The sequence below is a fragment of the Streptomyces sp. NPDC052301 genome (assembly GCF_044593395.1).
Taxonomy (GTDB): Bacteria; Actinomycetota; Actinomycetes; order Streptomycetales; family Streptomycetaceae; genus Streptomyces.
Genome location: NZ_JBIUBE010000001.1, coordinates 328397 through 348055 on the forward strand (window position 1 = coordinate 328397; position 19659 = coordinate 348055).

19 protein-coding genes are annotated in these 19659 nt (G+C 75.2%); 14 read left to right on the forward strand and 5 right to left on the reverse strand.

Annotated features, from left to right (window positions below; all coding sequences use genetic code 11):
• Nucleotides 1-14 precede the first annotated feature (14 nt).
• Nucleotides 15-1016, reverse strand: a complete 1002-nt coding sequence (locus ACIHEJ_RS01250; RefSeq protein WP_400131173.1) for a LacI family DNA-binding transcriptional regulator — start codon at nucleotides 1014-1016, stop codon at nucleotides 15-17.
• A 151-nt stretch (nucleotides 1017-1167) separates the two neighbouring features.
• Between ACIHEJ_RS01250 and ACIHEJ_RS01255 the strand changes: the two genes are divergently transcribed.
• Nucleotides 1168-1830 carry a TetR/AcrR family transcriptional regulator gene (locus ACIHEJ_RS01255; RefSeq protein WP_400131174.1) on the forward strand — a complete coding sequence of 221 codons (663 nt, stop codon included), beginning with the start codon at nucleotides 1168-1170 and terminating at the stop codon, nucleotides 1828-1830.
• A 17-nt stretch (nucleotides 1831-1847) separates the two neighbouring features.
• A complete protein-coding gene (locus ACIHEJ_RS01260; protein WP_400131175.1) occupies nucleotides 1848-2999 on the forward strand; it encodes an FAD-dependent oxidoreductase in 1152 nt (383 codons plus the stop codon).
• Between the two features lie 7 nt (nucleotides 3000-3006).
• Here the strand turns inward: ACIHEJ_RS01260 and ACIHEJ_RS01265 are convergent, their stop codons facing one another.
• On the reverse strand, nucleotides 3007-3684 hold the full coding sequence (locus tag ACIHEJ_RS01265) for a TetR/AcrR family transcriptional regulator (RefSeq protein ID WP_400131176.1): 678 nt from the start codon (nucleotides 3682-3684) through the stop codon (nucleotides 3007-3009).
• Between the two features lie 98 nt (nucleotides 3685-3782).
• Between ACIHEJ_RS01265 and ACIHEJ_RS01270 the strand changes: the two genes are divergently transcribed.
• Nucleotides 3783-4346: an NADPH-dependent FMN reductase gene (locus ACIHEJ_RS01270; RefSeq protein WP_400131177.1), complete on the forward strand. Its 564-nt coding sequence runs from the start codon at nucleotides 3783-3785 to the stop codon at nucleotides 4344-4346.
• A 112-nt stretch (nucleotides 4347-4458) separates the two neighbouring features.
• Here the strand turns inward: ACIHEJ_RS01270 and ACIHEJ_RS01275 are convergent, their stop codons facing one another.
• The gene (locus tag ACIHEJ_RS01275; RefSeq protein ID WP_400131178.1) at nucleotides 4459-5451 is read right to left on the reverse strand and encodes a MarR family transcriptional regulator; all 993 of its coding nucleotides are present in this window, start codon (nucleotides 5449-5451) and stop codon (nucleotides 4459-4461) included.
• Nucleotides 5452-5507: 56 nt separating this feature from the next.
• On the opposite strand from ACIHEJ_RS01275, the gene ACIHEJ_RS01280 reads away from it, so the two are divergent.
• From ACIHEJ_RS01280 to ACIHEJ_RS01300, 5 genes are all read left to right on the forward strand, one after another.
• Nucleotides 5508-6857, forward strand: a complete 1350-nt coding sequence (locus tag ACIHEJ_RS01280; protein WP_400131179.1) for an MFS transporter — start codon at nucleotides 5508-5510, stop codon at nucleotides 6855-6857.
• A gap of 101 nt (nucleotides 6858-6958) precedes the next feature.
• Entirely contained in the window at nucleotides 6959-7933 is a 975-nt protein-coding gene (locus tag ACIHEJ_RS01285) for an alpha/beta hydrolase (protein ID WP_400131180.1), read from the forward strand.
• Nucleotides 7934-8064: 131 nt separating this feature from the next.
• Complete coding sequence (locus ACIHEJ_RS01290) at nucleotides 8065-9489, forward strand: amidase (RefSeq protein WP_400131181.1); 1425 nt, start codon at nucleotides 8065-8067, stop codon at nucleotides 9487-9489.
• Between the two features lie 26 nt (nucleotides 9490-9515).
• Nucleotides 9516-9734: a hypothetical protein gene (locus ACIHEJ_RS01295; RefSeq protein ID WP_400131182.1), complete on the forward strand. Its 219-nt coding sequence runs from the start codon at nucleotides 9516-9518 to the stop codon at nucleotides 9732-9734.
• Between the two features lie 132 nt (nucleotides 9735-9866).
• A complete protein-coding gene (locus tag ACIHEJ_RS01300) occupies nucleotides 9867-11354 on the forward strand; it encodes a flotillin family protein (RefSeq protein ID WP_400131183.1) in 1488 nt (495 codons plus the stop codon).
• A 30-nt stretch (nucleotides 11355-11384) separates the two neighbouring features.
• On the opposite strand, the gene ACIHEJ_RS01305 is transcribed toward ACIHEJ_RS01300, so the two are convergent.
• Nucleotides 11385-12956 (reverse strand): hypothetical protein, encoded by a 1572-nt coding sequence (locus ACIHEJ_RS01305; protein WP_400131184.1) that lies wholly within the window; start codon nucleotides 12954-12956, stop codon nucleotides 11385-11387.
• Between the two features lie 133 nt (nucleotides 12957-13089).
• Here ACIHEJ_RS01305 and ACIHEJ_RS01310 point away from each other — a divergent pair, with 133 nt between their 5' ends.
• Both ACIHEJ_RS01310 and ACIHEJ_RS01315 read left to right on the forward strand, forming a co-directional pair.
• Nucleotides 13090-13512 carry a cupin domain-containing protein gene (locus tag ACIHEJ_RS01310; protein WP_400131185.1) on the forward strand — a complete coding sequence of 141 codons (423 nt, stop codon included), beginning with the start codon at nucleotides 13090-13092 and terminating at the stop codon, nucleotides 13510-13512.
• A 64-nt stretch (nucleotides 13513-13576) separates the two neighbouring features.
• Nucleotides 13577-14023 (forward strand): type II toxin-antitoxin system PemK/MazF family toxin, encoded by a 447-nt coding sequence (locus tag ACIHEJ_RS01315; protein WP_400131186.1) that lies wholly within the window; start codon nucleotides 13577-13579, stop codon nucleotides 14021-14023.
• Here ACIHEJ_RS01315 and ACIHEJ_RS01320 read toward each other — a convergent pair.
• Nucleotides 14008-14880 carry a TIGR02452 family protein gene (locus ACIHEJ_RS01320; RefSeq protein WP_400131187.1) on the reverse strand — a complete coding sequence of 291 codons (873 nt, stop codon included), beginning with the start codon at nucleotides 14878-14880 and terminating at the stop codon, nucleotides 14008-14010. The genes ACIHEJ_RS01315 and ACIHEJ_RS01320 overlap by 16 nt on opposite strands.
• A gap of 274 nt (nucleotides 14881-15154) precedes the next feature.
• On the opposite strand from ACIHEJ_RS01320, the gene egtA reads away from it, so the two are divergent.
• The 4 genes from egtA to egtD are packed head-to-tail and all read left to right on the forward strand — an operon-like array spanning nucleotide 15155 to nucleotide 19642.
• A complete protein-coding gene (gene egtA / locus ACIHEJ_RS01325; protein ID WP_400131188.1) occupies nucleotides 15155-16504 on the forward strand; it encodes an ergothioneine biosynthesis glutamate--cysteine ligase EgtA in 1350 nt (449 codons plus the stop codon).
• On the forward strand, nucleotides 16501-17868 hold the full coding sequence (gene egtB / locus ACIHEJ_RS01330) for an ergothioneine biosynthesis protein EgtB (protein WP_400131189.1): 1368 nt from the start codon (nucleotides 16501-16503) through the stop codon (nucleotides 17866-17868). The genes egtA and egtB overlap by 4 nt, the downstream gene beginning before the upstream one ends.
• Nucleotides 17868-18683, forward strand: a complete 816-nt coding sequence (egtC, locus tag ACIHEJ_RS01335; RefSeq protein ID WP_400131190.1) for an ergothioneine biosynthesis protein EgtC — start codon at nucleotides 17868-17870, stop codon at nucleotides 18681-18683. The genes egtB and egtC overlap by 1 nt, the downstream gene beginning before the upstream one ends.
• Nucleotides 18680-19642, forward strand: coding sequence for an L-histidine N(alpha)-methyltransferase (egtD, locus tag ACIHEJ_RS01340; RefSeq protein WP_400131191.1), 963 nt, complete (start codon nucleotides 18680-18682; stop codon nucleotides 19640-19642). The genes egtC and egtD overlap by 4 nt, the downstream gene beginning before the upstream one ends.
• Nucleotides 19643-19659 lie beyond the last annotated feature (17 nt).

The following is a 19659-nucleotide window of genomic DNA, read 5'->3' on the forward strand; positions in this document are numbered from 1 at the left end:
CGGGAAACGGCCGGTCAGCCGGACTCGCGCTGGACCAGTGAGGCGCCCAGCACGGTGCGCACCTCCGGCTCACCGCCGGGGTCGCGCACCGCCCGGTCGACCAGTTCGGCGAGGTCGCGTCCGGAGGGCAGTTCGATGTGGACGGTGCTGAGCCGGGGCCGCAGCAGCCGGCCGAGCATCAGGTCGTCGGCGCCGACCACGGCCACGTCGTCGGGGATGCGCACTTCCCGGTCCTGCAGGGCGCGCATCAGCAGCATCGCGTACTCGTCGTTGTAGGCGAACACGGCGTCCAGGTCCAAGTCGGGCCAGTGGGCGGCGAGTTCGGCGGCGGACCGCTCGGTGTAGGCGAGCGGCAGCTCCGTCACGGTCGCGTCGGTACCGCGCAGGGCCTCGCGCACGCCGGCGAGCCGGGGCCGGGAGTAGACCTCCAGGCCGGGCTCCTCGGGTACGACGACACCGATCCGGCGCCGGCCCCGGGCGTACAGATGGGCGCCCGCGCAGTGGCCGACGGCGCCGTGGTCCATCAGCAGGGCGTGGGCGCCGTCGACGCGTCCGGGGCCGAGGGTGACCACGGCCCGGGCACCGGACCGCTTGAGGACCTCGACGCCCCGCGGACCGAGTTCCGCGCCGGGCACCAGGACGGCGACGGGGCGCAACTCGGCCCAGGCGCGGGCGGCTTCGTCGCCCTGCAGGCCGACGGTGCCGTACTGGACGACGGTGTAGTCGAGGCGGCCGAGCGCCCACTGGAGTTCACTGAGGAACCGGCTGTAGAGGGGGCCCACCGGGATCGCCGGGGCGGGCATGAGGACCATGCGGCTGTGGCCGGCGCGCAGACTGCGGGCGGCGGCGTGGGGCACGTACCCCAGTTCCCGGGCGGCCTCGCGGACGCGTCGGCGCGTGGGCTCGCTGATCCGTACGGCGCCGGCGTTGTTCAGGACGTAGGACACGGTCGCGCGCGAGACGCCGGCCAGGCGGGCCACGTCGGCGCTCGTGGGCGTGTTCGGTATCTGCACCATGACAGACCGCATCTTGGCAGAGCGGCGGGGGCCGCGAGCAGCCGGGGGAACGTGGTTCATCGTTCGACGAAAACCCGGGCCTTTCACGACCACTCCCGAACACGTTCGCCACGAACTTGTTCGCCACGAACATGTTCGTTACCCTTGCCGCATGACCGCATCCCCGCGCTCCCGCCGTGAACGCCCCGCCAAGCCGGCCCTGAACCGCGAGGGCATCGTCGCCGCCGCCGTCGCGGTCCTGCGCGCGGAGGGGCTGCGCAAGGTGACCATGCGACGGCTGGCCCAGGAGCTCGACACCGGTCCGGCCTCGCTGTACGTGTACGTCCGCAACACCGACGAACTCCACGCCGCCGTCCTGGACGAGCTGCTCGGCACGGTCGGGCCCGCCCCGGCCGGGGGCACCTGGCGGGAGCGGCTCGAGAAGCTGCTCACCGCGTACACCACGATGCTCCTCCAGCACCCGAGCCTCGCCCGCTCGGCGCTGACCGCCCGGCCGAGCGGGCCCCACTACCTGCGGCTCGTCGAGAACCTGCTGGCGCTGCTCCAGGAGGGCGGGGTGCCGCGCGCGCAGGCGGCCTGGGGCGTGGACCTGCTGCTGCAGCACGCCACCGCGACCGCCGCCGAGCACGCCGGGGAGGAGTCCCTCGGCGACTGGCAGGCCGTGGAGCGCGCGCTGCGCGAGGCACCCGCCGACACCCACCCGCACATCGCCGCCGGAGCCGACGAGCTGCTGTCCGGCACCCCTGAGGGCCGCCTGTCCTGGGCCTTCCAGACCCTGATCCGCGGCATCGAGCGGACCGCCGTACCCGACTGACCGGCCAGGAGGCCCCCATGACCACCCCTGTCCTGCCCCACCACCCCGTCGCCGTCGTCGGCGCGGGCCTCGGCGGGCTCGCCCTCGCCCGTGTGCTGCACGTGCACGGCGTCGAGGCCGCCCTGTTCGACCTGGAGGCCTCCCCGGCCGCCCGGACCCAGGGCGGCATGCTCGACCTCCACGAGGACTCCGGCCAGCGGGCGCTGCACGCCGCAGGTCTGCACGAGGAGTTCCGGGCGTGCGTCCACGCCGGCGGCCAGGCCGTGCGGGTGCTGGACCACCGCGGCACCGTCCGGTTCACCGAGTCCGACGACGGCACCGGCGGACGCCCCGAGATCGATCGCGGCGACCTGCGCGACCTGCTCCTGGGCTCGCTGCCCGAGGGCACCGTCCGCTGGGGTGCCAAGGTCACCGGGGCACGCCCGCTGGGCGACGGCCGGCACGAGGTGACGCTCGCGGACGGCACCGCGTTCACCACGGACGTGCTGGTCGGCGCGGACGGCGCCTGGTCCCGGATCCGCCCGCTGCTCTCCCCCGCCCGGCCCGCCTACACGGGCGTGTCGTTCGTCGAGGCGGACCTGGTGCAGGCGGACCTGCGTCATCCGCGCGGCGCCGCCGTGGTCGGCGGCGGGATGCTGTTCGCGCTCGGCCCGGGCCGGGGTTTCCTCGGCCACCGCGAGACCGACGGCAGCCTGCACGTGTACGTGGCCGTCGAGGCGCCGGAGGACTGGCTGGACGGCATCGACTTCACCGACACCGAGGCGGCCAAGTCGGCCGTGCTGAAGGAGTTCGACGGCTGGGACGAGAGCCTGCGGGCGCTGGTCGCCGACGCGGACGGGGCGCTCGTACCGCGGCGGATCCACGCCCTGCCGGTCGGGCACCGCTGGGACCGCGTCCCCGGGGTCACCCTGCTCGGGGACGCCGCCCACCTGATGTCGCCGTTCGCCGGCGAGGGCGCCAACCTGGCCCTGCTCGACGGCGCCGAACTGGGCCTCGCGCTGGCCGCGCACCCCGGCGACACCGAGGCCGCGCTCGCCGCCTACGAGGCCGCCCTGTTCCCGCGCGCGGAGGCGTCCGCGGCGAAGTCCGCGCACGGCGCGGCCCTGCTGTTCCGCGCGGACGCCCCCGAGGGCCTGGTCGAGATGTTCACCGCCCCGCGGTCCGGCTGAGCCGGCGTCAGCGCGGCGGTCGGGTGCGGGTCACCCGGGCGACCAGGTCGATCCAGCCGGCCTCCAGCCGCTCCAGGGGCATCCCGCGCTCCCGGGTCTGGTGATGGATCAGGGCCGGGTGGAGCGAGGCCAGCAGCGTCTGCGCCAGCAGCTCACAGTCCGCGTCCGGCACGATCTGGCGCAGCAGCATCACGACGTGGGTGCGCAGGGCCACGAACGCGGGGTGGGAGAACCGGCGGGTCGGCTCGTTCAGGGCCGCGAGCTGCAGGTCCAGCCGCTCGGCCGAGCGGTACAGCACCGCCGTGCCGAACGCCCGCAGCCGCTCCAGGGGCGGCGCCCCGGGGCCCAGCGGCGGGGGGCCGCCCAGGAAGTCGGCCTGCAACTGCCGGTCGGAGTGGTCGAGCAGGGCCATCAGCAGTCCGGTGCGGTCGCCGAAGCGGCGGAACACCGTGCCCTTGCCCACCTCGGCCGCCGCGGCCACCGCCTCCATGGTGACCCCGGCCACCCCGCGCTCGGCGATCAGCCGGGCGGCGGCGTCCAGCAGCCGGGCCCGGTTGCGGGCCGCGTCGGCACGCAGGCAGGGTTCCTCCGGAGCCGGGCCGACCTGCAGCAACTGGGGCACGTCGGGCGGCTCTTGGGGTGGGAACGGCGGGAGGACGCGGGACATGAAGACAGCGTAAAGCATCGGGAAGAAAACTGGACCACGGTCCGCTTACAGTGCTAGACATTAACCGGACCCCGGTCCGGATCGTGACAGCGATGTTTCAGCCCCTTGGAGTTCTCATGTCTGTTCGCATCCTCGCGCTCGTCGGCAGCCTCCGCGCCGGCTCGCACAACCGCCAGCTCGCCGAGGCGGCCGTCAAGCTCGCTCCCGAGGGCGCCGAGGTCGTGCTGTACGAGGGCCTGGCGGACATCCCGTTCTACAACGAGGACATCGACGTCGAGGGCAGCGTCCCGGCCACCGCCGCGCAGCTGCGTGAGGCCGCCCTGGCCGCCGACGCCTTCCTGCTCTTCTCCCCCGAGTACAACGGCACCATCCCGGCCGTCCTGAAGAACGCCATCGACTGGCTGTCCCGCCCGTACGGCGCCGGCGCCTTCGGCGGCAAGCCCGTCGCCGTGATCGGCACCGCCTTCGGCCAGTACGGCGGCGTGTGGGCGCAGGACGAGGCCCGCAAGGCCGTGGGTATCGCCGGCGGCAAGGTGATCGAGGACATCAAGCTGTCCATCCCCGGCTCGGTGACCCGCTTCGCCGAGACCCACCCGGTGGACGACGCGGAGGTCGCCGCCCAGCTGACCGAGGTCGTCGCCCGTCTGCACGGCAACGTGGGCGAGCCCGCGGCCGCCTGAGCCGTACGCGCCGAGCAAGGGCCGGATCGGTCCGGCCCCTTCCGGTGTTCGCCCGAGGACGGCCGTCTGCCCGGCCGCGGCACCGCCGGCCGGCGTCGGGGCCCGTTCGGCGTCAGTCCGGCACCGGTCGCCCCGCCATCAGCTGCTCGGCCAGCGGGCTGCGCCGGTACAGCACCCGGCGGCCGTCCCGGGCCCGGGTCACCAGGCCGGTGGCGGCCAGCACCCGCAGGTGCTGGGAGACGGCGCCCGGGGTCACGCCGAGGCGGCGGGCGAGTTCCACCGTGGGCAGGGGCTCGGCGAGCAGCCGCAGCAGGGTGGTGCGGGGCGCGCCGAGGAGCGCGGTGAGCGCGGAGGCGTCGGGGGCGGGCTCCGGTTCCCACAGGGTCGCCGTGCCCCGGCCCGGATAGGCGAGCATCGGGGGCAGCTCGGCGCTGATCGGCGGCGCCGGCTTGTGCGCGAAGACCGACGGGACCAGCCGCAGCCCTCGCCCGGCGCCCTCCACCTCGTGCCGGCCGATCATCCTGTCCACGCTCAGCACGCCGTCCCGCCAGGCGAGGTTGGGGTGCAGACCGGAAAGGAGCGCCCCCGGTCCGCCGGTGGCCAGCTGTCCCGCCCGGTGCGTGATGTCCGCCTCCAGCACCAGCCGGATCCTCTGCCAGTGCGGCCGCAGCGCCGTCTCCCAGTAGCGCAGCAGCAACGCGCACAGGACGTCGAGGAGTTCGAGGACCGGGCCGTCACCGGGGTCCGCTGCCCGGCGCAGGGGTCCGGGCAGCGGCCGGGGTGCGTGCGCGGCGCGCAGGTCGTGCCGTACGACCTCGGGGGGCGTGGCCCGTACGACGGCCAGCTCCTGCTCCAGCGCCGGGGCGTGGACGGCGGGCCGGGGCGTCAGGAAGTCCGGCAGCGCGAGGGTGGCGCCGACCAGGGCCGACAGCAGGGGGAGGTCGGCCGGGTCGAGGGCGCCGAGCACGGACCGGCGCCAGGCGCGGTGCAGCGGGTGCAGGCCGGGGGCGCGCAGGACGCGCAGGCTCTCCATCAGCTCGCCGAGCGGGGAGACGGCGAACCGGGTGTCGGCGAGGTCGTCGACCCCGAGCCGGAAGGTGATCATTGAGCCCCCGGCTAAATCCTTGGGCAACGGCCCGCGCGGACCGTTGACTCGGGGCCATGGCGGATCACCACACCGGGCAGCGTACCGCGCGCCCACGAGGTTCCTCCCGGCTCGTCCCGCTGCTGGCCCTGGCCTGCGGGGTGGCGGTCGGCAACGTCTACTTCCCGCAGGCGGTCGCCCCGCTCGCGGCGGCGGGCCTCGGCGTCCGTCCGGACACGGCGGCCGGGGTGGTGACCGCGACCCAGTTCGGCTACGCCGCGGGCATCTTCCTGCTCGTCCCGCTCGGCGACCGGCTGCCGCCCCGCCCGCTGCTGGTCACCCTGCTCACGCTGACCGGTCTCGGCCTGGCCGGTGCCGCCGCCGCGCCCGCGCTGCCTCCACTGCTCGCCATGAGCGTGCTGGTGGGTGCGGCGACGGTGATCGCCCCGCTGGCCGGGCCGCTGGCGGCCGGCCTGGTCCCCGAGGAGCGGCGGGGCGTGGTGGGCGGCACGCTGCTGAGCGGGTCCCTCGCGGGCATGCTGCTGTCCCGCACCGCCGGCGGCGCACTCGGTGAGCGGCTGGGCTGGCGGGCGCCGTACGTCCTTGCGGCCCTGCTCACGCTCGGGGTCGCCGTACTCCTCGCCCGGGCGCTGCCGCCCGCGACCGCGCCGACCCGGCAGCGGTACCCGCGGCTGCTGTCCGAGCCGGTGCGCCTGCTGCTCACCGAGCCCGCCCTGCGCCACTCGTGCCGCAACCAGGCGACGGTGTTCGCCGGGTTCTCCGCCGCGTGGACGGGTCTCGCGCTGCTGCTGACGGGCCCGGAGTACGGGCTGGGCGCGGCAGCGGTCGGGCTGCTCGCGCTGGTCAACGCGGTCACCATGGTCGTCACGCCGCTCGCGGGCAGGCAGGTGGACCGGCGGGGCCCGGACCGGGTCAACACGGTCTGCTTCCTGCTCGTCGCCGGCTCCGCCGCGGTGCTCGCCCTGGGCGCGGCGGGCGGGGCGCCGGGCCTGACGGCCCTGGTCGCGGGCACGCTGCTGCTGGACGTCGGCATGCAGTCCGGCATGGTCGCCAACCAGGTCCGCGTGTACGCCCTCGGCGCGGAGATCCGCAGCCGCCTCAACACCGCGTACATGACCTGCGCCTACCTGGGCGGCAGCCTCGGCTCCTGGCTCGGCACGCGCGTGTACGCCCGGTGGGGCTGGGCCGGGGTGTGCGGGCTGGTGGCGCTGCTGACCGTACTCGGATCGGTACGGCACCTGGGGGCGCCGGACACGGCACCCGGGCACACCACCGGCCGCGCGGCGGAGGACAACCGGCCGGTACGGGGTACGCGTCCCGTGGCCGCACTCGCGCGGACCGCCCGAGCGGTGCGAGCCGCAGGCACCCGGCCGCGGGAGGACGGCCGGGCGAACCGAGGCGCATGACCCGTGCGCCCGACCCGAGCCGACTGAGACGCACGACCCGAGCCTCATGAGACGAGCCGCATGAAGCGATCCGCACCGAGCCGGTCACCCGAGGAGGAGCCATGTCCCTGGTCCCGCCACCGTTCGACCCGGAACTCGCCGCCACACTGGAGCCGGCCACGGACGTGATCGCGCCCGGCTTCACCCTGGACGACCTCGAAGCCGCCCGGCGGGAGACGGGACCCGAGCTGTTCGGGCTGCTGGACCTCACACTGGACGGCGCCTTCGAGGTGGAGGACCGCACGGTTCCCGGCCCGGCGGGCGCGCCCGACATCTCCCTCCTCGTGTGCCGCCCCACCGCGCCCCCGCTCGCGCCCCCGCTGCCGGTGCTCTACCACGTGCACGGCGGCGGCATGATGCTCGGCACCAACCGGGCCGGCGTGACGGAGCCGCTGGCCTGGGCGCACGAGCTGGGCGCGGTCGTGGTGTCGGTGGAGTACCGGCTCGCACCCGAACACCCGCACCCGGCACCGGTCGAGGACGTGTACGCGGGCCTGCTGTGGACCGCGCGGCACGCCGGGGAGATCGACGGCGACCCGGACCGGATCGTCGTCGTCGGCGCCAGCGCGGGCGGCGGCCTCACCGCCGCACTCACCCTGCTCAGCCGGGACCGGCAGGGCCCCGCCCCGATCGGCCAGTTGCTGATGTCACCGATGCTGGACGACCGCAACGACAGTGTCTCCAGCCGGCAGATGGCGGGGCGGGGCGCCTGGGACCGCACCGCCAACGAGACGGCCTGGACCGCCCTGCTGGGCGAGCGCCGGGGCGGCCCCGACGTCTCCCCCTACGCCGCCCCGGCCCGCGCCACCGACCTGTCCGCCCTGCCCCCGGCCTTCCTCGACGTGGGCTCGGCGGAGACCTTCCGGGACGAGGTGGTCACCTACGCCTCCCGCATGTGGCAGGCCGGCGGTGCCGCCGAACTCCACGTCTGGCCAGGCGGCTGCCACGGCTTCGACGCCCTCGCCCCGGAGGCGGCCCTCTCCCGTGCGGCCCGAGCGGCACGGCGGACGTGGGTGCGGCGGCTGCTGGACCGGTGAGCGGCCCTCCGCGCGCCGACGGCCCGGCACAACGGAGCGGAGACACCCGCGCGAAAACCGCACGGTCGGCCCCGATCTGACGTTACCGTTCGGTAGACATCGTGCCCGAAGCCTCCCGGAGGTGCTCGTCCATGACGCCCGACCGTCCCGCAGGGCTCACCGAGACAGTCCGAGCACTCGCCGACGGGGAGGTGACCTCCGTCGCGCTGGTGGAACGGGCCCTGGCCCGGATCGAGGCCACGCAGCCGACGCTGAACGCCTTCCGCATCGTGCGTGGCGAGGCCGCGCTCGCCGAAGCGGAGGCCGCGGACCGGGAGCTGGCCGCCGGAGGGCGGCGCCCGCTGCTCGGGGTGCCGGTGGCGGTGAAGGACGACATGGACGTGGCGGGCGAGCCCACCGCCTTCGGCTGCCGGGGCGTGTTCCCCCCGGTCGCGGAGGACGGCGAGGCGGTACGGCGGCTGCGCGCGGCAGGGGCCGTGATCGTCGGCAAGACGAACACCTGCGAGCTGGGGCAGTGGCCGTTCACCGAGGGAGAGGCGTTCGGGGAGACCCGCAACCCGTGGCACACCGACCACACGCCCGGCGGGTCGTCCGGCGGGTCGGCCGCCGCCGTGGCCGCCGGGCTCGTGCCGGCCGCACTGGGCTCCGACGGCGCCGGCTCGGTGCGGATCCCGGCGTCCTGGACACATCTCATCGGCATCAAGCCGCAGCGCGGCCGCATCTCGACCTGGCCGCGCGGCGAGTCCTTCCACGGCATCACGGTCAACGGCACCCTCGCCCGCACGGTCGCCGACGCGGCCCTGCTGCTGGACGCGGCGAGCGGCAACCACGACCGGGACCCGCACCGCCCGCCCGCGCTTACGGTGGCGGACGCGGTCGGCCGGGACCCGGGCCGGCTGCGCATCGCCCTGTCGCTGAAGCCGCCGTTCACCGCCGTGCCCGCCCGCCTCCAGCCCGAGGTGCGCGCCCGGGTCCTCGACGTGGCCGAGCGGCTCGCCCGGGCGGGGCACACCGTCGAGGAGGCGGACCCGCCCTACGGCCGGATCGGGCTGACCTTCCTCCCCCGTGCCACCGCCGGGATCGCCGACCGGGTCCGCGAGGCCCCGGACCCCGCGTTGCTCGACCGCCGCACCCGGGACGCGGCCCGGCTGGGCCGGCTGCTCGCCGGGGCCCCGCTGCGGGCGGCCCGCCGGGCCGAGGCGGTGCTGCACCGGCGGATCGGCGCGTTCTTCGAGTCGTACGACGTGATCCTCGCGCCGACGACGGCCGCTCCCCCGCCCCGGATCGGCGCCCTGTACCGGCTGGGCGGGTTCGCCACGGACCGCGCGATGATCGCCGCCTGCCCGTACGCCTGGCCGTGGAACGTGCTGGGCTGGCCCGGCGTCAACGTCCCGGCCGGGTTCGTCGGGGACGGGCTGCCCGTGGGTGCCCAGCTGCTCGGGCCGGCGCACAGCGAGCCGCTGCTCGTCTCCCTCGCCGCCCAGTTGGAGGCGGAGCTGCGCTGGCACGAACGCTGGCCGCCGCGGACGGCGGAGGCGGACAGTCCGGCCGCATGACGGCGTTCCGCCCGTACGCTGGGGCCATGGACGATGCGTCGATGATCGGACTCATGGGGCGGGTGACGGGGACGATCGGGCCCGGACTGGTCGGCGAGGTGATCGTCCGGGTGCGCGGCGGCGCGGAGCACTTCCTCGCCTACGCGGCCGACGGCGCCGTCCGGATCGAACGGGGCACGGTGGTGACGGTGGTGGAGCACCTGCCGCCGAGGACGGTGTACGTCACCGCCGTGTACGACAGTTGAGCATGCTCCGCCCCAGGTGAGGCGTCGGGCATCAAGATTGCAACAAGGATTCGTCAGTGACTTCTCCGCGCGGCCGCGCGGGAGCACACTCCCTTCGTTCGGTGCCGAGAGGGCACCATGCAAAGGGGGCGAATGCCGATGGTCATCGGCGTCGTTGCGGGGGCGGTCGTCGTTGCCGTTCTCGTGCTGATCGGTCTGTTCAAGATGATGTGGCGGGTCGCCGAGCCGAACGAGGCGCTCATCATCTCCGGGTCCACGCACCGCACCGAGGGCCTGGAGGAGGGCATGGGATTCCGCATCGTCACCGGGCGCGGCACGCTGGTGCTGCCCGGGGTGCAGGCGGTGCGCAAGCTCTCCCTCGACCTGAACGAGACCGAGTTGCAGGTGGACTGCGTGACCCACCAGGGCATTCCGCTCAAGGTGCGGGGCGTGGTCATCTTCAAGGTGGGCGACGACTTCGTGTCGATCGCCAACGCGGCCCGCCGCTTCCTGGACCAGCAGAGGCTGATGTCCGAGCGGGTGCACAACGTCTTCGCCGGTCATCTGCGGTCCATCGTGGGCGGGTTGACGGTCGAGGACATGATCCGGGACCGGGAGAAGCTGACCGGGCAGACCCGGGCGGCCTGCGGTACGGAGATGGAGAAGCTCGGCCTGATCGTGGACTCGCTGCAGATCCACGAGATCGAGGACCCGACCGGCTACATCCAGAACCTGGCCATGCCGCACGCGGCGGCCGTGCAGCGGGACGCGCGGATCGCGCAGGCGGAGGCGAACCGGCTGGCCACCGAGGCCGAGCAGCAGTCGTTCGCCCGGATGGCGGAGGCCACCCGGGACAGCGAGATCCTGCAGGCCGGCTACCAGGCGGAGCGGGACAAGGCGGCGGCGAAGGCCCGGCAGGCCGGTCCGCTCGCCGAGGCGGCCTCCCGGCAGGAGGTCGTCGTCCAGGAGACACGGGTCGCCGAGCTGGAGGCGCACCGGCGCGAGCAGCAGCTCCAGGCCGACGTCCGCAAGCCGGCGGACGCGAGGGCCTACGAGAAGCGGACGCTGGCCGAGGCCGAGCGCGACGCGCGGATCTCCGGGGCCGAGGCCAGGGCGAAGGAGACGGAGCTGGCGGCGGCGGCCGAGGCCACCCGGGTGAAGGCCGCGGCGGCCGCGGAGGCCGAGGCGACCAAGACCCGTGGTACGGCGAGCGCCGCCGCCACCCGGGCCACCGGTGAGGCCGAGGCCGCCGCCGCGCAGGCGAAGGGCCTGGCGACGGCCGAGGCGACCCGGGCCCAGGGCCTCGCCGAGGCCGAGGCCATCAAGGCCCGCGCCGCCGCGCTCGCCGAGAACCAGGAGGCGGTCGTCGCCCAGCAACTCGCCGAGAAGTGGCCGGAGATCGTCCAGGCCGGCGCGTCCGCGTTCGGCAACGTGGACAACATGGTGCTGCTCAACGGCGCCGACGGGATGGGCGAACTGTTCGCCAAGGCGCTCACCATGGGCGGCACGGGCCTCGGTCTCGCGCGCAAGCTGCTCGCCACGATGGGCGACAACGGGCAGGCGGTGAACGCCGCTTCCCCCTCGCCGGGCGGAACGGTGACGCCTGCGCCGCACAGGGTGCCGGTGGAACAGGAGGACTGAGCGAACGACGGTGCGTGCGGCCGGGGTCCCTCACCAGGGGCCCCGGCCGCCTGTCGTCAGCAGCCGGTCGGCCGTGGCCGGGTCCAGCGCCGGGTTCGCGGCTGCGGCGTGGGCGAGTTCCTCGTCGGCGAGGAGCCGGGCCAGCCGGGCCGGCGGGAGGTTCGGGTGCCGGGCGCCCGCGGACCGCACCTGGGGGTCGGGGTCGCGGGTGAGGTGGTCGACGGTGGCCGGTGCGGTGTCCGGGTCCCGGGCGGCCAGGGCGCGGACCTCGGGGTCGGTGTGGCCGGCGTACGCGGCCAGACCGGCGCACGGGAAGTTCGGCCGGGTGGTCAGGCGTGCGCGCTCGGGGCCGGTGTACTCCAGGAAGCTGCGCAGCAACAGGGCCGGCGGCGCGTCCGGGTGGTTCTGGGCGAGCAGCACGCGTACGCCGAGGTCCTCGTCCTCGGCCAGGCGTGCCACCAGGTCCGCCGGGAGAGTGCGCTCCCCGGCGGCCTCCCGGCGCAGCAGCGGGTGCCCGGAGAGCGCGTCCCGGCGGACGGCCTCGGGGTCGCGGGGTGCCCGGTCCTCGTAGTGGGCGCCGAACCGGCAGTCCAGGGGCACGGTGTAGTCGATGCGGGAGCGCTCCGCCTCGCCGAGGGCGGGGTGGACCGACACGGCCAGCCGTACGTCCGGGTCGGGATCCGTCGCGAGCGTACGGCGTTCGTCCGCGTCGAGGTCCGGGTGGCGGGCGACGGCCCGGCGCACGCCCCGGTGCGGATCGGCGACGAGTGCGTGACGCTCGGCGGGCCGGAGGTCCGCGCGGCGCGCGATCTCCTCCCGTACCTCCGGGTCCGGGTCGGTGGCCAGGAGGGCCACCACGTCGGGCGGCAGCGTGGGGTTGCCGGCGATCATCGCCCTGTCGTCCTCGCCGGCCGGTGCGGTGAGGACACCCTCCACGACGGCCCGGCTGAGAGCGCGGAACGACAGCAGGTCGGTGCGGGCGTGGCTGGGACGGTCCGGGAGCGTGCTCTCCACCCACGTCGGATCCTCGTGGCGCGCGCATCTTCGCGCCGCCTCGCGCACCCCCTCGTCCGGGTCCGCGAGCAGAGCGGCCCGCCGGTCGGCGGAGAGCAGATCCCAGCGGAAGACACCGTGGAGACGCGCCGCGGCGACCGGGTGGGTGGGCAGGGCACGGGTCAGCTCGGGGGACATCTGCCGGTACAGCGACCAGAGATGTTCCGCCTCGTACGTGACGAGCATGCGGACCACGGTGGCGTCGGGCAGCGGCTCGGGCCGCTCCGGCTCGGTCACCCGGGGCCCTTCGGCGAGGTGGGCGCGCACGAACCAGTCGGGGTCGTCCACGAGCCGCGCCCGCTGGGCGGGGTCCACATGGGGGTTGACGGCGAAAAAGCCCCGGGTCCGCCGGTCGGGGTGCTCGATCACGGCGTCCACGACCTCCGTGGGCAGATCACGGTCCCGGCACAGCACCATCCGTGCGGCGAGCGGAGCCTCGCGGAGCAGCCGGAGCAGGACGTCCGGTGTCGCCGACGGGTTGAGGGCGAGTCCGGCGAGCCGACGCGCGGGCAGGTCGGCCTCCTCCCAGATCCGGCCGGGCGTGCGCATGCCTGTCGTCTCCCCCCGTGTGCCTCACGCCCTCGCGGGCCCGGTCGACGACCTTACGTGATCACACCGTGAGCAGGCCCGCTCCCAGGGCGGAAGTGCCGCGGGGAAGCGGAAGAGCCGAGGGGAAGACCGGATGACGTCGCCGTCCGCCATCGAGACCGGCCAGACCGACGGCACCACGGCGGATCCGCGCGTGCTGTGCGACACCCGGGCCCTGGCCGCCGAACCGTCGGCCGCGGCCGGGGTGCTGTGGAAGCTCGCCGAGAGCGGACGCCGGCTCGACGCCCACGTGGTCCGGCTCGCCCCCGGCAGACGGATCACGGCCCACGCGGAGGCACAGCTGGACGTGCTGCTCCTCGTGGTCGCCGGGGACGGCGTGCTCGGCGCGGGCCCGGCGGACGAGCCGCGGCCGCTCACCGAGGGCGCCCTGGTCTGGCTGCCCCACGGCGCGACGCGCAGCCTCACCGCCGGGAGGACGGGCCTGACCTACCTGACCGTGCACCGCCGCCGCCCCGGCATGCGGATCGGCCCGCGCCCCGGCACCTCACCGGCCTGACCCCGTAACGCCGGGACGGTGGGCGCCCGTTGCGCCCGGGGACCGGACCACTAGGGTGCCTCCCGTGAGCACGCTTACCGATGAGAACGTCCCCGGCCGCCACGGCCGCCACGCCACCACCGAGGCCGACCCGCGCGAGGTCGGCCGGGTGCGCACCGAGTACTCCCCGGCCCACGACGGCGACCCGGACCCCGGGGAGATCGTGTGGACCTGGGTGCCGTACGAGGAGAACGACGGCCGGGGCAAGGACCGCCCGGTCCTGGTCGTCGCCCGGGAGGCGGCCGGCACCTTCCTCGCCGTCCAGCTGACCAGCAAGCGCCACGACGGCGACCGGGACTACGTGGCGATCGGCAGCGGGCCCTGGGACCGGTCGGACCGGGACTCCTGGGTGGACGTGGACCGCGTGCTGCGGCTGCACGAGGAGGGCATGCGGCGCGAGGCGTGCGCGCTGGACCGTATGCGGTTCAACCTGGTCCGGCAGCGGCTGCACCTGCGCTACGGCTGGACCTGACCGGCGGACGACGCCCCGGTGCGGGACTCCGGGAACGCGCGTGCGAAGGCGTCCCTGACCACCGCTCCCGGCGTCCGGTCCAGCACCCCGAACACCACCTGCTCGAAGGCCCCGGCGAACCGGCCGCCGGGCCCCAGCAGCGCCCGGAAGGCGCCGGCGACCTGCGCCGGGTCGTTCTGGAAGACGCCGCAGCCCCAGGCGCCGAGCACCAGTCGCCGGTAGCCGTTCGCCGCGGCCGTCTCCAGCACCCGCCCGGCCCGCGCCGCCAGGGCGCCCGGCAGTTCCGCGGCGCGCCGCGGCTGCGTGCGCCGCACCACGCCCGCGTTGGGGGCCGCCGCGGTCAGGAAGCCCGCGCGGAACGGCTCGGCGAGCAGTCGGCCGCGGTCGTCCCGGAAGACCGGGACCGCCGGTGAGTGGATCACGCGGTCGGTGTAGAACGGGTCGCGGTCGGCGCGGTGGTGGTCGTAGAAGGCACGGGCCGTCAGCAGGCAGGTGTACAGGGCGGAAGCGCGGCACAGGGCCTCCTCCTGGGCCTGCGCGCCGTTGAGATAGCCGCCGCCCGGATTGCGGGCCGAGGCGAAGTTCAGCACCGCGACCGGGGCGTCGGCCAGCCGACGGGCCGCCTCCAGGCTGCTCTCACCGGTGACGGCGAAGACCGTACCGGCCCCGGCCGTCTCCCCCGCAGGCACCGCCCCCGGCGGAACGGAGACCGGTTCCGGGCCGAACATCCGCGTACCGTCCCGCGCGGCCTCGGTCTGCGCCGCGACGGACACCTCCCGGCCGTCCGGCGCGAGGTACCGGCCCGCCGCCACGATCCGCTCCGTCTCCGCGGCGATCCCGCGCAGGCGCGCGCTCACGGCGCCACCCCCGTGGGCGCCACGGCCGCGGCCTGCGCGGTCTCCCCCGTCGTGCTCATGCACGCATCCTGGGTGATGCTGGGGAGGCGGTGCAACGGAGTTTCCCGCCCCACGAACGGTCCGGAAACACACACGGAAACGGAGATGACCGACCCGGAACGTACCGGGGGGCACTCTTGTGCTAACCGGCTCGAGGGTCTTGGGTGGAACGGCGCCTGCCCGGTCCACCGGAATCCGGGCCGGTGACATGGTGGAATCTCAGGAGGATCCCGACATGTCCGATTCACAGAGCGACGGCGGCGACTGTACGAGGAACCGCACCGCCGTCCACGAAGCCGAGGTGGAGGCCCTGGTCCGGGGCATCTGCTTCAAGACCGGGCCGCCCCGCGCGCTCGGTGTCGAACTGGAGTGGCTCGTCCACGAGCTGCGGACGCCGCAGCTCCCCGTGACACCCGAACGACTCCACGCGGCCTACGCCGCGTTGCGGTCCGTACCCCTGGGCTCGGCGCTCACCGTCGAACCCGGCGGCCAGCTGGAGCTGAGCTCGCCGCCCGCCGCCTCCCTGATGGAGTGCATCACCGCCGTCTCCGCCGACCTGGACACCGTCCGGGCCGTCCTCGCCGAGGACGGACTCGGCCTGGTCGGCATCGGCCACGACCCCTGGCACGCGCCCCGCCGGTTCCTGCACGAGCCGCGCTACGACGCCATGGAGGCCTGCCTGGACCGCACCGGTCCGGCCGGGCGGCACATGATGTGCTCCTCGGCCTCCGTCCAGGTCTGTGTCGACGCCGGTCACGAGGAGCCGGGCCCGCTGGGACACGTACGACGCTGGTGGCTGGCGTACCAGCTGGGCGCGGTCCTGGTGGCCGCGTTCGCCAACTCCCCGCTGCTCGGCCATGAGCCCACCGGCTGGGTCTCCACCCGGCAGCTGATGTGGCTGGAGATCGGAGCCGGCCGCGCGGGCGCTCCCCCGCTGGACAGCGCGCCCCGTCGGGCCTGGGCACGGCATGTGCTGGACTCGCCGGTGATGTGCGTCCGCAGGGACGGCGAGCCGTGGGAGGTGCCCGAGGGGCTCACCTTCCGGGAGTGGACCCGCACCCGGGCGCCCCGCGCCCCCACCCGGGCGGACCTGGACTATCACCTGACCACCCTGTTCCCGCCGGTCCGGCCGCGCGGTCACCTGGAGCTGCGGATGATCGACGCGCAGCCCGGGGACGACGGCTGGATCGTGCCGCTCGCGGTGACGGCGGCGCTGTTCGACGACCCGGAGGCCGCCGAGCGGGCGTACCGGATCGTCAAGCCGCTCACCGAGCGGGCGCTGAACCTGCCCGCCCCGCACAACCCGCTGTGGACCGACGCGGCCCGGCACGGGCTCGCCGATCCGGAGCTGCGCGAGGCGGCCACCGGCTGCTTCACGGCGGCGCTGGAGGCCCTGCCCCGGCTCGGCGCCACCACCGAGGTGACCGATGCCGTGGCGGCGTACCTGCACCGCTATGTCGCCCGCGGCCGCTGCCCGGCCGACGACCTGCTGGACCGGCTGCGCGACACGGACCCGTCCCGGTCCGGACCCGGCCCCACCGGGGGCACCCCCACCGCCCACCGGAGGAAGGACATCCGCACATGACCGCCCCCGAGACCACCCGCACCACGGCCGCGGAGACGACGGCCCCCGCCACGGCCGCCGAGCCCGACGCCGAGACCCTGCGGGAGCGCGCGCTGGCCTCCCTCACCGCGGCCCGGGACCGGACCACCCTGCTGACCAGCTGCGTCGAGGACCCGGACCTCACCGCCCAGCACTCCCCGCTGATGTCCCCGCTGGTGTGGGACCTCGCGCACATCGGCAACCAGGAGGAGCTGTGGCTGCTGCGGGCGGTCGGCGGCCGCGAGGCGATGCGGCCCGAGATCGACAGCCTGTACGACGCCTTCGAGCACCCGCGTGCCGAGCGCCCGTCGCTGCCGCTGCTGTCGCCCGAGGAGGCCCGCGGCTACGCGGCCGAGGTGCGCGGCCGGGCGCTGGACCTGCTGGAGTCGGCGGACTTCCACGGCACCCGGCTGACCGAGGCCGGATTCGCCTTCGGGATGATCGCGCAGCACGAACAGCAGCACGACGAGACCATGCTGATCACCCATCAGCTCAGGAAGGGCCCGCAGGCCCTGATCGCGCCCGACCCCGACCCGGTCCCGCCGTTCCCCGGTCCCGCCGAAGTCCTCGTGCCGGGCGGGCCGTTCACCATGGGCACCTCCGCCGAGCCCTGGGCGCTGGACAACGAACGCCCGGCGCACCCGCGGGAGGTGGCCCCGTTCTGGATCGACACCACCCCGGTGACGAACGCGGCGTACCAGACGTTCATCGAGGACGGCGGCTACGACACCGAGCGCTGGTGGAGCCCGCAGGGCTGGGCGCACATCCGGCAGCACTCCGTCACGGCGCCGCTGTTCTGGCGGCGGGACGGCGGCCAGTGGCTCAGGCGCCACTTCGGGATCACGGAGGCGGTCCCGCCGGACGAGCCGGTGCTGCACGTCAGCTGGTACGAGGCCGACGCCTACGCACGCTGGGCCGGGCGCCGGCTGCCCACCGAGACGGAGTGGGAGAAGGCCGCCCGGTACGACCCGGCCACCGGCCGCTCCCGGCGCTACCCCTGGGGTGACGCCGACCCGGCGCCCGAGCACGCCAACCTGGGCCAGCGGCATCTGCGGCCCGCCCCGGCCGGAAGCTATCCGGCCGGTGCATCCCCGCTGGGTGTGCGGCAGTTGATCGGCGACGTGTGGGAGTGGACGGCGAGCGACTTCCTGCCGTACCCCGGTTTCCGGGCGTTTCCGTACAAGGAGTACTCGGAGGTGTTCTTCGGCCCCGAGTACAAGGTGCTGCGCGGCGGTTCCTTCGCCGTGGACCCGGTGGCCTGCCGGGGCACGTTCCGCAACTGGGACTACCCGATCCGCCGGCAGATCTTCTCCGGCTTCCGCACCGCCCGCTCGGAGACCGTCTGATGTGCCGTCACCTGGCCTACCTGGGCCCCGCCGAACCACTCGGCCGGCTGCTGACGGAGCCCCCGCACAGTCTGTTCCGCCAGGCGTGGGCACCCCGGCGGCAGCGGCACGGGACGGTCAACGCCGACGGTTTCGGTGTCGGCTGGTACGCCTGTGACGACCCGGTCCCGGCGCGCTACCGGCGGGCCGGGCCGATCTGGGCGGACCTGTCCTTCACCGACCTGGCCCGGGTGGTGCGCTCCGGCGCCGTGCTCGCGGCCGTACGGGACGCGACGCTCGCGGGCGCGGACGCCGAGGCCGCCGCGGCGCCCTTCGCGGCCGGGCGGTGGCTGTTCAGCCACAACGGCGCCGTCGCGGGCTGGCCGGACTCGGCCGCGTCCCTGGTGTCCGCGCTGCCCCCGGTCGACCTGCTGTCGCTGCAGGCCCGCACGGACTCCGCGTTCGTCTGGGCCCTGGTGCTGCACCGGCTGCGCCTCGGCGACGAGCCGGAGCACGCTCTCGGCGAGACGGTGCGCCAGGTCGCCGAGGCGGCCCCCGCCTCCCGGCTGAACCTGCTGCTCACCGACGGCACCACGATCGCCGCCACCGCCTGGGGCGACAGCCTCTGGTACCGCACCGAACCCGGCCGGGGCACGGTCGTCGCCTCCGAACCGTACGACGACGACCCGCTCTGGCAGGAGGTCCCCGACCGCACCGTGCTCACCGCGAGCCGCGCCGGCGTGCTGCTCGCCCCGCTGGAGGATCCGGCGAACTCCCCCACGCCCGGCCGCGCTCGAGCCGGGGCGTCCCCCTCACCTAAGGAGCCCTGCCGTTGAGTCCCCTGCACGTCACCCGCACCCTTCCGGAGGACGCCACGGACGCCGCACTGCGCGCCGACGTCCTGCACGGCCTCACCGCCGCCCCCAAGTGGCTGCCGCCGAAGTGGTTCTACGACGCCCGCGGCAGCGAGCTGTTCGAGCAGATCACCGAGCTGCCCGAGTACTACCCCACGCGCGCCGAGCGGGAGATCCTCGTCGCCCGGTCCGGCGAGATCGCCGCCGCGAGCGGGGCCCGTACGCTGATCGAGCTGGGCTCGGGCTCCTCGGCAAAGACCCGCTACCTCATCGACGCGCTGCCCGCGCTCGCCGCCTACGTGCCGGTCGACGTCAGCGAGAGCGCCCTGGTCCAGGCCGGGGAGGCGCTCGTCGGGGCCCGCCCCGACCTCGACGTGCACGCGCTGATCGCCGACTTCACCGCGCCGCTGGCCCTGACCGCCACGCCCGGACCCCGGCTGCTGGCCTTCCTCGGCGGCACGCTCGGCAACCTGCTGCCCGCCGAACGCGCGGACTTCCTGGCCTCCGCCCGCTCCCTGCTCGCCCCGGGCGACGGGCTGCTGCTCGGCACCGACCTGGTCAAGGACGAGCAGGTGCTGGTCCGGGCGTACGACGACGCGGCCGGGGTGACGGCCGCGTTCAACAAGAACGTGCTGTCCGTCGTCGACCGTGAGCTGGGCGCCGACTTCGACCCGGACGCCTTCGACCACGTGGCGCTGTGGGACGCCGAGCGGGAGTGGATCGAGATGCGGCTGCGCTCCCGCACCGCGCAGACCGTGAAGGTGCCCGCGCTGAACCTCGTCGTGGACTTCGCGGCGGGCGAGGAACTGCGCACCGAGGTGTCGGCGAAGTTCCGCAAGGAGGGGGTGAGCGCGGAACTCGCCGCCGCCGGACTGGAACTGACTCACTGGTGGACCGATGCGCAGGGCCGCTTCGCGCTGTCGCTGAGCGTGGCGCGGTGACCCGGCCGGGGTCCGCG

Bases quoted from the DNA above. Each gene is read 5' to 3' on its own strand.
- ACIHEJ_RS01250 (WP_400131173.1), bottom strand. From the start codon at position 1,016: ATGGTGCAGATACCGAACACGCCCACGAGCGCCGACGTGGCCCGCCTG.
- ACIHEJ_RS01255 (WP_400131174.1), top strand. From the start codon at position 1,168: ATGACCGCATCCCCGCGCTCCCGCCGTGAACGCCCCGCCAAGCCGGCC.
- ACIHEJ_RS01260 (WP_400131175.1), top strand. From the start codon at position 1,848: ATGACCACCCCTGTCCTGCCCCACCACCCCGTCGCCGTCGTCGGCGCG.
- ACIHEJ_RS01265 (WP_400131176.1), bottom strand. From the start codon at position 3,684: ATGCTTTACGCTGTCTTCATGTCCCGCGTCCTCCCGCCGTTCCCACCC.
- ACIHEJ_RS01270 (WP_400131177.1), top strand. From the start codon at position 3,783: ATGTCTGTTCGCATCCTCGCGCTCGTCGGCAGCCTCCGCGCCGGCTCG.
- ACIHEJ_RS01275 (WP_400131178.1), bottom strand. From the start codon at position 5,451: ATGATCACCTTCCGGCTCGGGGTCGACGACCTCGCCGACACCCGGTTC.
- ACIHEJ_RS01280 (WP_400131179.1), top strand. From the start codon at position 5,508: ATGGCGGATCACCACACCGGGCAGCGTACCGCGCGCCCACGAGGTTCC.
- ACIHEJ_RS01285 (WP_400131180.1), top strand. From the start codon at position 6,959: ATGTCCCTGGTCCCGCCACCGTTCGACCCGGAACTCGCCGCCACACTG.
- ACIHEJ_RS01290 (WP_400131181.1), top strand. From the start codon at position 8,065: ATGACGCCCGACCGTCCCGCAGGGCTCACCGAGACAGTCCGAGCACTC.
- ACIHEJ_RS01295 (WP_400131182.1), top strand. From the start codon at position 9,516: ATGGACGATGCGTCGATGATCGGACTCATGGGGCGGGTGACGGGGACG.
- ACIHEJ_RS01300 (WP_400131183.1), top strand. From the start codon at position 9,867: ATGCCGATGGTCATCGGCGTCGTTGCGGGGGCGGTCGTCGTTGCCGTT.
- ACIHEJ_RS01305 (WP_400131184.1), bottom strand. From the start codon at position 12,956: ATGCGCACGCCCGGCCGGATCTGGGAGGAGGCCGACCTGCCCGCGCGT.
- ACIHEJ_RS01310 (WP_400131185.1), top strand. From the start codon at position 13,090: ATGACGTCGCCGTCCGCCATCGAGACCGGCCAGACCGACGGCACCACG.
- egtA (WP_400131188.1), top strand. From the start codon at position 15,155: ATGTCCGATTCACAGAGCGACGGCGGCGACTGTACGAGGAACCGCACC.
- egtB (WP_400131189.1), top strand. From the start codon at position 16,501: ATGACCGCCCCCGAGACCACCCGCACCACGGCCGCGGAGACGACGGCC.
- egtC (WP_400131190.1), top strand. From the start codon at position 17,868: ATGTGCCGTCACCTGGCCTACCTGGGCCCCGCCGAACCACTCGGCCGG.